This window comes from Brevibacillus sp. HB1.3 (assembly GCF_013186635.1).
GTDB classification, from domain to species: domain Bacteria; phylum Bacillota; class Bacilli; order Brevibacillales; family Brevibacillaceae; genus Brevibacillus; species Brevibacillus brevis_D.
On sequence record NZ_JABMIT010000002.1, the window covers coordinates 126,896 to 138,452 of the forward strand.

Annotated in this window: 13 protein-coding genes; all 13 read right to left on the bottom strand. The window is 49.0% G+C overall.

The window, feature by feature from the left end; genetic code table 11:
* Positions 1–24 precede the first annotated feature (24 nt).
* The 13 genes from nuoK to atpA all read right to left on the bottom strand — a co-directional run bounded on the left by nuoK (position 25) and on the right by atpA (position 11,532).
* On the bottom strand, positions 25–336 hold the full coding sequence (gene nuoK / locus HPY31_RS05270) for an NADH-quinone oxidoreductase subunit NuoK (RefSeq protein ID WP_172139157.1): 312 nt from the start codon (positions 334–336) through the stop codon (positions 25–27).
* Complete coding sequence (locus tag HPY31_RS05275) at positions 333–842, bottom strand: NADH-quinone oxidoreductase subunit J (protein ID WP_087341729.1); 510 nt, start codon at positions 840–842, stop codon at positions 333–335. Before HPY31_RS05275 ends, nuoK begins: the two co-directional genes overlap by 4 nt.
* A gap of 1 nt (position 843) precedes the next feature.
* Entirely contained in the window at positions 844–1,257 is a 414-nt protein-coding gene (gene nuoI / locus HPY31_RS05280; protein WP_007722093.1) for an NADH-quinone oxidoreductase subunit NuoI, read from the bottom strand.
* A 135-nt stretch (positions 1,258–1,392) separates the two neighbouring features.
* The gene (gene nuoH, locus HPY31_RS05285; RefSeq protein WP_172139159.1) at positions 1,393–2,403 is read right to left on the bottom strand and encodes an NADH-quinone oxidoreductase subunit NuoH; all 1,011 of its coding nucleotides are present in this window, start codon (positions 2,401–2,403) and stop codon (positions 1,393–1,395) included.
* Entirely contained in the window at positions 2,400–3,548 is a 1,149-nt protein-coding gene (locus tag HPY31_RS05290; protein ID WP_016740195.1) for an NADH-quinone oxidoreductase subunit D, read from the bottom strand. The genes nuoH and HPY31_RS05290 overlap by 4 nt, the downstream gene beginning before the upstream one ends.
* A gap of 3 nt (positions 3,549–3,551) precedes the next feature.
* Positions 3,552–4,952, bottom strand: a complete 1,401-nt coding sequence (locus HPY31_RS05295; protein ID WP_172139161.1) for an NADH-quinone oxidoreductase subunit C — start codon at positions 4,950–4,952, stop codon at positions 3,552–3,554.
* Positions 4,949–5,467, bottom strand: coding sequence for a NuoB/complex I 20 kDa subunit family protein (locus tag HPY31_RS05300; protein WP_007725455.1), 519 nt, complete (start codon positions 5,465–5,467; stop codon positions 4,949–4,951). The genes HPY31_RS05295 and HPY31_RS05300 overlap by 4 nt, the downstream gene beginning before the upstream one ends.
* Positions 5,458–5,829 carry an NADH-quinone oxidoreductase subunit A gene (locus HPY31_RS05305; protein WP_015893615.1) on the bottom strand — a complete coding sequence of 124 codons (372 nt, stop codon included), beginning with the start codon at positions 5,827–5,829 and terminating at the stop codon, positions 5,458–5,460. Before HPY31_RS05305 ends, HPY31_RS05300 begins: the two co-directional genes overlap by 10 nt.
* 407 nt (positions 5,830–6,236) lie before the next feature.
* Complete coding sequence (locus HPY31_RS05310) at positions 6,237–6,977, bottom strand: DUF6042 family protein (RefSeq protein WP_016740193.1); 741 nt, start codon at positions 6,975–6,977, stop codon at positions 6,237–6,239.
* Between the two features lie 221 nt (positions 6,978–7,198).
* Positions 7,199–7,597, bottom strand: coding sequence for a F0F1 ATP synthase subunit epsilon (locus tag HPY31_RS05315; RefSeq protein ID WP_016740192.1), 399 nt, complete (start codon positions 7,595–7,597; stop codon positions 7,199–7,201).
* A gap of 27 nt (positions 7,598–7,624) precedes the next feature.
* A complete protein-coding gene (gene atpD, locus HPY31_RS05320) occupies positions 7,625–9,034 on the bottom strand; it encodes a F0F1 ATP synthase subunit beta (RefSeq protein WP_015893618.1) in 1,410 nt (469 codons plus the stop codon).
* A gap of 48 nt (positions 9,035–9,082) precedes the next feature.
* A complete protein-coding gene (gene atpG, locus HPY31_RS05325) occupies positions 9,083–9,946 on the bottom strand; it encodes an ATP synthase F1 subunit gamma (RefSeq protein WP_142497987.1) in 864 nt (287 codons plus the stop codon).
* Positions 9,947–10,020: 74 nt separating this feature from the next.
* A complete protein-coding gene (gene atpA, locus HPY31_RS05330; protein WP_015893620.1) occupies positions 10,021–11,532 on the bottom strand; it encodes a F0F1 ATP synthase subunit alpha in 1,512 nt (503 codons plus the stop codon).
* Between the last annotated feature and the right edge of the window lie 25 nt (positions 11,533–11,557).

An 11,557-nucleotide genomic window follows, 5' to 3' on the forward strand; every position in this document is an offset into this window, starting at 1 on the left:
TGTCCTCCTTTTCAGGTTTCCCTCTTATCGTTTCATTTGGTCCATTTCGTCTACATTCACGGTCTCCTTGTTGCGGTACAGCGCAATCAGAATCGCTAGCCCTACGGCAACCTCGGCAGCTGCAACCGTCATCGTAAACAAGGTAAAGATTTGTCCCGTCACAGATGGATACAATCCGAATTTGGAAAAGGCGACCAGGTTAATATTTACAGCATTCAGCATTAGCTCGATTGATATCAAGACGACGACTGCATTTCGCTTCGTCAATGCGCCGTACAGGCCTACACAAAAGAGAATCAGAGCGACCATTAAGTAGGAGGAAATGCTTACTGTCATTCGTTATCCCCCTCCTTTTTCGCCATGATGATCGCACCAACCAACGCGACCAACAACAGAACAGACAATAGCTCAAATGGTATGACGAATTTGGTGAATACTTCGATACCGATTTCTTTTGCATTGTCTACAGGAGCATCTACAGGCGGTGGTGGCGCAGGCCACGGTGTGTTTTGCACACCCCAGAACAATAACCCGAACAGAACGATTACGAAGAGCAGGATAAAACGGTTTTTCCATGTCCGGCCTGTTCCCTCATCGTTCGCATCATGCTTGGTCAGCATGATTCCAAAAAGCATCAAAATGGAGATAGCCCCTGAATAAACCAGAATTTGTGCGACCCCGACGAACTCCGCTCCCAGCAAAACAAACAGACCTGCAATGCTGATAAACGTAACACCCAATGAGATGACCATGTGAACGACGCGCGTAAAGCTGATCATGAACACCGCGCCACCGATCGTCAGAAGGGACAGGATAAAAAAGGCAACGAATTCGCCTGTCATACTAATTCTCCTCCCTGACGTTCGTATTGTTGTCGTCGAGCCACTTCAAGTTCTTGTACAATTCGTCCCGGCTATAGGCAGCCAGTTCGAAGTTGTTTGTCATCACAATCGCTTCAGTGGGACAAACCTCTGTACACAGATCACATAAAATGCACAACTCAAAATTGATATCATACGTATCGATAATCTTTCCCTTTTTCTCCGGATCAGGATGGGGCTTCCCTGTCAGTTGAATGCACTCCGTCGGACAAATACGTGCGCATTGGTTGCAGACGATGCATTTTTCAGGAGAAAAGTGCTGAATACCGCGAAAACGAGGCGGCATTGGAAAGGGCACATCCGGATAGAAATGGGTTACTTTTTTCTCCGTGAGCTTTTTAAATGTATACCCCAGGCCTTTGGCCAGTCCTAGCATGTGTGTCACCCCTCAGGATTTGAGAACTTGGCTGCACCACGTTTTTGACGAAAGCTAGCTTTTGACGAAGCAAGCCTATGGCGAAGCCTGCGCTATGAAAACAGTGGGACGTAGTCGTTTTCGATCAAGTCGCTACTAGAACATGCCATTTTGGTAAGAAACCACTACAGCTGTAAGCAGGATGTTGAACAATGCCACGGGCAACAGCACTTTCCAAGCAAACGACATCAGTTGATCGACACGTAAGCGCGGCATCGTGGCGCGAATCCAAAACTGGAGGAAGACGTAAACAGAAAATTTAAGGATAAACCAAACGATTCCCGGAATGAAATCCAGCGATGGATGAATCGGCAACCATCCACCAAAAAAGAGAATCGTAATCAAGGCACCCATCCCGAACATATATACATACTCCGCCAGCATGAACATCGCAAAACGGAAACCGGAGTACTCGACGTGATAACCGCCAACGAGCTCCGACTCTGCTTCCGGCAAGTCAAACGGCGTACGATTCAGCTCGGCCTGGGCAGCAATGATAAATACAACAAATCCGATAAACTGCGGAACAATATTCCAGACATCCTGCTGCGCGTTGACAATATCTTTGAGATTCATGCTGCCCGTCAATAGAACGACACCCACCACGGACATGACCAGCGGAACTTCATAGCTGATCATCTGCGCAGCGGAGCGGAGACCCCCGATCAGCGAGTACTTATTATTCGAGGCCCAGCCAGCCGTGATCACACCTAATACGGTGATCCCAGACAAGGCGATGTAGTACAACAGCCCTATTCCCAGATCAGCGAACCGAATGCTGTCCGTAAAAGGCATGACCGCCAATACGGCAAAAGCAGGGGCGTAGGCCAATATTGGTGCTAGAGTGAACAACGCTTTGTCAGCATGTTGCGGACGAATATCTTCCTTTAATAGCAGCTTGGCAACATCCGCAACCGTCTGGAGAAGTCCCAATGGTCCTACTCGATTCGGCCCGATGCGCAGCTGCATCCACCCAATCACTTTACGCTCGAAGTAAATAGCGTACGTAACGAATCCCAACACGACGGCAAGCAGTAATACTGCGGCTATGATAAACCAAAGTGTGGTCCCCCATGAGGGTGCTTGCTGCAAGAGAGTATTCATCAACAGTCAACCTCCCCGAGCACGATGTCGATACTGCCCAGGATGGCAACCATGTTCGAGAGGTTTTCCCCCTGCAACAGCTTAGGCAGAATTTGCAGATTGGTAAACGAAGGCCGTCTAAACTTCAATCTCCACGGTTTATCCTTACCTTGACTGGCAATGTAACAACCAATTTCTCCCCGCGGTGACTCGATGCGCACATATGTCTCCCCAGCAGGCGGGCGAATCACACGTGGTACTTTGCCCATGACTTCGCCTTCACTCGGAAATTGCTCCAATGCCTGCTCCAGAATTCGCAGAGATTGTTCAATTTCAGCCATGCGCAGATGATAGCGCGCCATGCAATCTCCCTCAGTCGCTGTTGGCACATCAAATTCAAAACGATCATAAATGCAATACGGTTCGTCCTTGCGCAGGTCCCATTTGACACCTGTCGAACGGAGCATGACACCTGATAGCGAGTAATCCAACGCAGTTTTTGTATCGAACTTGCCGATTCCATTGAGACGGTTAATAAAAATCTCGTTACCCGTCACTAGCTGATGGTAGTTATTCAATTCCTTCTTCATATATTGGACAAATTCTTTGGCTTTGTCTGTCCAGCCTGGAGGTGCATCCCATTTCACTCCGCCTACGCGCATGTAGTTAAAGGTCATCCGCGCCCCGCACAGTTCATTAAACAAATCCAGGATCGTCTCCCGATCACGGAATGCATATAGGAAGGGCCCCATCGCACCAATATCCAAAAGAAACGTTCCCCACCAAACCAAATGGCTCGCCACCCGGTTCAACTCCATTGCGATCAATCGTAAAAACTGAGCACGTTCTGGAATCTCCAACCCCATCATCGTTTCTACTGCGTGACAGAGAACGTAGTTGTTGGTCATGGCGGACACGTAGTCCATACGGTCTGTATAAGGAATAATTTGCGTATAGGTCAAGTTTTCTGCCAGTTTCTCTGTACCTCGATGCAGGTAGCCCATCACCGGAATCGCTTCTTTAATGGTTTCCCCATCGATTTTTACTACCAAACGAAATACTCCGTGTGTACTCGGATGCTGTGGACCTACGTTTAATAACATCTCTTCCGTACGAAGTCCTGTTTCAGAAGAGGTATCAACATGAGTCGTGAGGATGTTATGGTTCATCTGCTAAACCTCCTCGTCGTATTGCACATAATCTTTGCGCAGCGGATACCCTACCCAATCATCCGGTAACAGGATTCGACGTAAATCCTTATGTCCCGGGAAATGAATACCCAAAAGGTCAAAAGTCTCTCTTTCATTCCAATTTGCGCCATGCCAAAGGTCCATTACAGAAGCAACTTTGGAATCTTCTCTGCTCGTTTTGACCTTTACTGCCAGGCTTTGACGATTTTTGTAGGAATAAAAGTGGTAGTACACCTCCAGGCGATCCTCGTAATCGACACCGTGAAGATCGGACAGGTACTCAAAACTCAATTGCTCATCATCTCTTAAAAATTGGGCAACTTGATGCCAACGTTCATTTTGAATGGTGAGAGTCGGAACTTCCTTACCTAGCTCGTTAATATACGAAGCCTCGATGACTTCCTGTCCAAATGCTTCGGAAATTCGTGAAACGTATTTATCAAGATAGGGCTGGTTTTTGGAAGGCGCTTTCGGCGCTTCCTCTGCCGGGGTCTCATCCCCAGTTGCTTGTGTTGCTTTTGCCTTCGCTGCTGCTGCGGCTGCTGCTTTGGCTTTTGCGGCAGCGGCGGCCTTCGCCTTGGCATCGTCATCAGCGGATTCATCGCCGCCTGCTTCACGAGCGGCTTTTGCCTTAGCAGCCGCTGCTGCGGCAGCCTTGGCTTTTGCGGCAGCGGCGGCCTTCGCCTTGGCATCCGCATCTGGAGCGGAATCAGCTGTATCTGCTCCATTTTCCGCGGCTTCTTTTGCTTCCTTCGCAGCTTTTGCCTTGGCTAGTGCTTCTGCGGCAGCCGCTTTCTTGGCTGCGGCTTTTTCCTCAGGCGTCATTTCAGTCACTGGCTTTGCTGGCGGTGGAGTAACTTCCGCCTGTTCCTTCGCCGCTTTTGCCTTGGCAATCGCTTCAGCCGCTGCTGCTTTCTTGGCTGCGGCTTTTTCCTCAGGCGTCATTTCAGACACTGGCTTTGCTGGCGGTGGAGTAACTTCAGCCTGTTCCTTCGCAGCTTTTGCCTTGGCAATCGCTTCAGCCGCTGCTGCTTTCTTGGCTGCGGCTTTTTCCTCAGGCGTCATTTCAGACACTGGCTTTGCTGGCGGTGGAGTAGCTTCAGCCTGTTCCTTCGCAGCTTTTGCCTTGGCGATCGCTTCAGCTGCTGCTGCTTTCTTGGCTGCGGCTTTTTCTTCCGGCGTCATTTCAGACACTGGTTTTGGTTTCGGTTCCGGAGCAGAGACTTCCTCTTGTGGCTCTTGCGATGCCCCCACTGGGCTCGCCTCTTGGGAAGCCTGCGCTTCCTGTTCTCTTAATTTTCGCAAAGCTTCCGCCTTGGCACGGGCTTCAGCCGCGGCTGCTGCCTTTTCCTCCGGCGTCGGCTTGCGTTTCTCGTCGCTCATAGATTGGTCACCTGCTTCCCAGTCTTCGCTTCGTAACGGATTTTTTCTTGGAGCTTATTGATTCCGTAGATCAAAGCGGCAGGGTTAGGCGGACAACCCGGAATATATACGTCGACAGGCACAATCTGGTCTACACCTTTTACAACGCTGTACGAGCGCACGTACGGACCTCCCGCTGTCGCACAGGAGCCCATAGCAATCACCCACTTTGGTTCAGGCATTTGATCATACAGCCTGCGCAGCAGTGGGGCCATCTTTTTCGTGACGGTTCCGGCTACGATCATGACATCAGATTGTCTTGGGGATGCTCGAAAAATAACGCCAAACCGGTCGAGGTCATAACGCGCCCCACCCGTTCCCATCATCTCGATTGCGCAACAGGCCAAGCCAAAAGTTAATGGCCACAATGAGTTACTGCGAACCCATCCCTTCACTGTTTCCAATGTCGTGAACATGACGTTGCGATTCAATTCCTCTTGCAATTCAGGCGCAATGCTTGTCAGGTCTAGTTCCATTCCAGCACCTTCTTTCTCCACGCGTAAATCAATCCTACGACGAGCAAGGATATAAATATGACCATCTCGACTAAGGCAAAGAGCCCCAGTTCTTTGTAAGCGACGGCCCACGGATACAGAAAGAGTGTTTCTACATCAAAGATGACAAACATGAGGGCAAAGATGTAATACTTCACGTTGAAACGCACCCAACTGTCACCAACAGGAATGTTACCGCTTTCATAAGTAGTTTGCTTCTCCCGTGTCGGTTTCTTTGGACGAAGTAATGGACCAACAAAACTGACTGTAGCCACGGGCAACAGCACACCAAGAATCAAAAAGATCGCGACAATCACATAATTGTTGGTATAGATGTCACTCACCCACGTTCCCTCCGCTCTTGAGAAAGGTATGAATCGTCTTGCGCTGTCCTCCAGAAGAAGTCGAGACTCCCTCAAAAGGTACTGCTCGCAGCATCAAAGGTGTAGGTATGAACGCTGTCGCTAATGATACTGCTAGGGGGTGTTCAATAGTCGTCTTTTGATCACGAAGTAGTCCTGAAAGCTGATTCGAGATCGAAACTTTCTCGATGCTGAAAAGACGTCTTTTGAACCAGTGTTGCTAGAAAAAAATACCTTTATCATTATAGCAAATTGCCAATAGGGTGTCTAACGAAAGCCTTCCTTTTGTGCCATATAAAGGGAAAAAACTCAGAGATTTCCCCCTGAGTTTTTCCAGCATAGTATGATGACCAAACGAATATGCCCGTCTGGCCCTGTTATTCTCTTAATTATTGAACATTGTTAGAAAATTGCTGTCCGAGGAAATCCTCGTAAATGCGCTCCCATACAATCGTGAAGTTCATCTTCTCGTCTTCTGGGATTTCCAGCATATTTTCAATCGCTTCTTCCATATATGGAGTCAGCTTGATCAGAACCTCTGCCAGCATTTGGTCATTGGTGTTCAGCAATTGCTTCATTTCTGCTTTGGACATGCTGAACGTATTTTCTTCTTGCTCGTGCAGCTTCATCACAAGGCGGCTAAACATCGGATGAACCAATGCTTCCAATTTAATATGAGCCAACGCAAGAGATTCTGCTTCACTCAGCTTGAACAACTCAGATGCATCTGGGAATGGATAAACTGGTACATCCCAAGCATCTCCATTATCGATTACCAGACCCCACTTCACGAAAAGCTCAATCGCTTCGTCAAGAGATGTCGGATATGCATATTCGGAACGGCTCATGAACGCTTTGAATCTGTTCAAGAGGTTTACATAGCCTTTAAAATCCTCTTCAGACTTAAAGCCTTCTTGAACAGGCTCGGTGAATGTGCCTTTCAATGCATCGAACTCGTCCAGAGCTTTTCTCATCTCTTCTTTAGACTCATGCTTCGTTACCACATAGCACATTGCTTGGAAAAGAACATTCATTTCATGAGATAGCACGCTTGTCCAGCCATTAGCCGCAAAGCTGCTAGGAATCACTACGCCATCTTGATTGTGGCGGATATCGCGAACGGTTTGCATCAATTACACTCTCCTTTAATCCCAATAGCCAATGCCGCTTTTTCCCGCTGTTTATCATGATAACGTAGCTCGTCGGCAGGGCATTAGGTCTATTATACACAGAAACATTAGGCAATTACCAACTGGAAATATCATGCCCGATTTCCATGGCTCATCATTCATTACCCTATAACCGAAAAATCCCCGCAGCCACATGGGCGCGGGGATATCAAGCTTACGCTTTACTTCGATACGTCGAGACGTGCCATCGCACGTTGCAGCGCGCGTTCTGCACGCTTGACGTCGAGCTCGGCATATTTCTCAGTCAAACGCTTTTCAGCACGCTCTTTCGCTGCCTTCGCGCGTTCAACATCGATGTCTCCCGGCAATTCAGCCGTTTCAGCAAGGATGGTCACTTTATCGCCGCGCACTTCCATGAAGCCGCCGCTTACAGCCATCTTTACTTCTTTATCGCCTTCTGTCTTAATCCGAACTGGCGCTGTTTTCAGCGGGGTTACCAACGGCATGTGGTTCGGCATAATACCGATTTCCCCTTGCAAGCCGCGAGCAATCACCATTTCAGCCTGACCGCTGTAGACAACCCGTTCAGGAGTTACGACTTCAACTGTCATCTTACTCACTTACTCGTCTCCCCTTTCCAGGGTGTCTTACGCCATTTTCTTCGCTTTTTCTACCGCTTCTTCAATTGTACCTACGTACAGGAACGCGCCCTCTGGCAGGTGGTCATGCTTACCTTCGAGGATTTCCTTGAAGCTGCGAACAGTTTCCTTCAATGGCACGTATTGGCCTGGGTTACCAGTGAACTGCTCGGCAACGTGGAAGGACTGGGACAAGAAACGTTGAATGCGGCGTGCGCGTCCAACTACTTGCTTGTCGTCGTCGCTCAACTCGTCCATACCGAGAATCGCAATGATATCTTGCAGTTCTTTGTAACGTTGCAGGATTTTTTGAACGCTACGAGCCACATCATAGTGTTCTTGTCCTACAATATCAGGAGCCAGAGCACGGGAAGTGGACGCGAGTGGGTCTACCGCAGGGAAGATACCCAACTCAGCGATGGAACGCTCCAAGTTCGTTGTAGCGTCCAAGTGAGCAAACGTAGTAGCAGGAGCCGGGTCAGTGTAGTCATCCGCTGGTACGTAGATCGCTTGAATGGACGTTACGGAACCTTTTTTCGTGGAAGTAATACGCTCTTGCAGCTGACCCATTTCGGTAGCCAATGTTGGTTGGTAACCTACCGCAGATGGCATACGGCCCAAGAGAGCAGAAACTTCGGAACCCGCTTGAGTAAAGCGGAAGATGTTATCAACAAAGAGAAGAACGTCGCGGCCTTCTTCATCACGGAAGTATTCCGCCATAGTCAGACCAGTCAACGCTACACGAAGACGTGCACCAGGCGGTTCGTTCATCTGACCGAATACCATCGCGGTTTTCGGCAGTACGCCTGCGTCTTTCATCTCGTGGTACAGGTCGTTACCTTCACGGGTACGCTCACCTACACCAGCGAATACGGAAATACCACCGTGCTCTTGCGCGATGTTGTTGATCAGCTCTTGAATAGTAACGGTTTTACCTACACCCGCACCACCAAACAGACCGATCTTACCACCCTTGATGTACGGAGCCAAGAGGTCAATAACTTTGATACCTGTTTCCAGGATCTCAACAGTCGTTGCTTGGTCTACGAACTCAGGAGCTTTACGGTGAATTGGGTCACGACGATCTACTTGACCGAGTTCTTGCAGGTCGATCGGCTCACCCAATACGTTAAATACGCGTCCGAGGGTGATTGCACCCACTGGAACGGAGATAGCTGCACCGGTATCAACTGCTTCCATACCACGAACCAAACCGTCAGTGGAAGACATTGCAACGGTACGAACCAAGTTATCGCCCAAATGAGTAGCAACCTCAACAGTCAAGTCGATGTCGCGCTCACCGGCACTTTGTGCTTTATGTTGAATCTTGATCGCATTGTAAATGGCAGGCAGGTGTCCGCGGTCGAACTCGACGTCAACAACCGGACCCATTACCTGAACCACACGTCCATTCGCCATCTTACTTCTTCCCTCCTGTAAAGCTAAATTGGGAGCTATTCGCTGCCACTAAGCCTGTGCGTTTGCACCTGCAACGATCTCGGAAATCTCTTGTGTAATGGCTGCCTGACGAGCACGGTTGTAGCTCAACGTTAAACGGTTGATCATATCCGTAGCATTGTCTGTCGCGTTGCCCATTGCAGTCATACGGGAACCTTCTTCAGAAGCTTTTGCTTCGAGAAGTGCACTGTAAACCAGTGTTTCCGCATATTTCGGCAACAGGTCCGCCAATACTTCTTCCGAGGACGGCTCATACTCGTAATTGATTGCGCGCGCATTGTTGCTCTCGGGAGCTTCCAATGGCAGCAATTGTTTTACGGTAGGTATTTGCGAAATTGCACTTTGGAACTTGTTGTAGCACAGGTACAGTTCGTCAATCTGCTCGTTCTCGAACATTTGGACTGCTGCACCGGCAATTTTCTTGATATCAGCAAAGGCTGGGCTGGTTGGTAGACTTGTCACTTCATCCAAAAGCGGGTAGTTCCGTTTGCTGAAGAAGTCACGACCTTTGCGGCCAATCACAAAAATACCGTATTCATCCTTGGACTTGTGCTTCTCGTTAATGGTATTTACCACTTTACGGAGAATGTTGGCATTGTAACCCCCAGCAAGTCCACGGTCAGAAGTGATGACAATATAACCAGTCTTTTTCACCGGACGATTTTGCAACATTGGATGCTTGGAACCAGAAGTCCCACTCGCGATGCTTGCGATCACTTCTTGGATCTTGTCAGCATACGGGCGTGCCGCCTCAGCTTTATCCTGGTTACGGCGAAGCTTTGCAGCCGCCACCATTTTCATCGCTTTCGTGATTTGGCGCATATCTTTTTTACTTTTGATACTGCGTCGAATCTCACGTATTCCTTTAGCCACTCGTTTTCACCACCTTGAGGACGCATGCACGGGCAAATCGCCCGGCATGCATCTGATGTCTATCAGGTTAACGATTAGCGAGTTACCGAAAAGCCTTTTTTGAACTCTTCGATCGCTGCGTTGAATTCTTTTTCATCTGGAAGGTCTTTCGTTGTGCGGATGTGCTCCAACAGTTGCGGTTTGTTGGAATCCAAGAAAGACAACATCTCTTTCTCAAAACGGCGCACTTCTGCTACTGGAATGTCATCCAGGAAACCTCTTGTAGCGCTATAGATAGAAGCAACTTGCTTCTCAACAGGCATTGGATCGAATTGACCTTGTTTCATGATTTCCATCAAGCGCTCACCACGGGTCAGACGAGCTTGGGTCGCTTTGTCCAGATCGGAACCGAACTGAGCAAACGCAGCCAACTCACGGTATTGAGCCAACTCGAGCTTGAGTGGACCTGCTACCTTTTTCATCGCCTTGATTTGCGCGGAACCACCTACACGGGATACGGAAAGACCGGTGTTAACCGCTGGGCGTTGACCTGCGTTGAACAAGTCTGTCTCCAGGAAGATCTGACCGTCCGTGATGGAGATCACGTTCGTTGGAATGTATGCGGAAATGTCACCCGCTTGGGTTTCGATGAATGGCAGAGCCGTAATGGAACCAGCGCCCAGATCATCAGACAGTTTCGCAGCGCGCTCCAGCAAGCGGGAGTGCAAGTAGAATACGTCACCAGGATATGCTTCGCGACCTGGAGGACGACGGAGCAAGAGGGACATTTCGCGGTATGCAGCAGCCTGTTTGGACAGGTCATCGTATACGCACAGAACGTGTCCGCCTTTGTACATGAAGTACTCAGCCATTGTTACACCTGTATAAGGAGCCAGGTACAACATTGGAGCTGGGTCAGACGCAGTAGCAGAAACGATGATTGTGTATTCCAGAGCCCCTGCTTTACGCAGAGTTTCTACGATGTTTGCAACGGTAGATTGCTTTTGACCGATTGCAACGTAGATACAAATCATGTCTTTACCTTTTTGGTTGATGATCGTGTCGAGTGCCACTGCTGTTTTACCAGTTTGTCGGTCACCAATGATCAACTCACGCTGTCCACGACCAACTGGGATCATCGCGTCAATCGCTTTGATACCTGTTTGGAGTGGCTCGTGTACGGATTTACGTGCCATAACGCCAGGAGCTGGGCTCTCGATTGGACGGAAACCGTTATTTGCAATAGGGCCTTGACCATCGATTGGTTGACCCAGTGGGTTTACAACGCGGCCGAGCAGCGCTTCCCCTACTGGAACTTCCATAACGCGGCCGGTACGTTTTACAGTATCGCCTTCCTTAATGTCGCGGAAAGGTCCCATAATAACGACACCCACGTTATCTTCTTCCAAGTTGAGTACCATACCCATTACGCCATTTTGGAACTCGAGAAGCTCCCCTTGCATGGCCTTTTCCAAACCGTGAACACGAGCAATACCGTCACCTACTTGGATGACTGTGCCTACATCCACAACTTCGATTTCAGATTTAAAGTTAGCGATCCGCTCTTTAATGAGGGAGCTAATCTCTTCTGGTCTGATTGCACTCACTTAATTCACCCCATTCATCCAACTT

Excerpts from the sequence above, each read along its gene's own strand:
- nuoK (WP_172139157.1), bottom strand. The coding sequence starts at position 336 with ATGACAGTAAGCATTTCCTCCTACTTAATGGTCGCTCTGATTCTCTTT.
- HPY31_RS05275 (WP_087341729.1), bottom strand. The coding sequence starts at position 842 with ATGACAGGCGAATTCGTTGCCTTTTTTATCCTGTCCCTTCTGACGATC.
- nuoI (WP_007722093.1), bottom strand. The coding sequence starts at position 1,257 with ATGCTAGGACTGGCCAAAGGCCTGGGGTATACATTTAAAAAGCTCACG.
- HPY31_RS05290 (WP_016740195.1), bottom strand. The coding sequence starts at position 3,548 with ATGAACCATAACATCCTCACGACTCATGTTGATACCTCTTCTGAAACA.
- HPY31_RS05295 (WP_172139161.1), bottom strand. The coding sequence starts at position 4,952 with ATGAGCGACGAGAAACGCAAGCCGACGCCGGAGGAAAAGGCAGCAGCC.
- HPY31_RS05300 (WP_007725455.1), bottom strand. The coding sequence starts at position 5,467 with ATGGAACTAGACCTGACAAGCATTGCGCCTGAATTGCAAGAGGAATTG.
- HPY31_RS05310 (WP_016740193.1), bottom strand. The coding sequence starts at position 6,977 with ATGCAAACCGTTCGCGATATCCGCCACAATCAAGATGGCGTAGTGATT.
- atpD (WP_015893618.1), bottom strand. The coding sequence starts at position 9,034 with ATGGCGAATGGACGTGTGGTTCAGGTAATGGGTCCGGTTGTTGACGTC.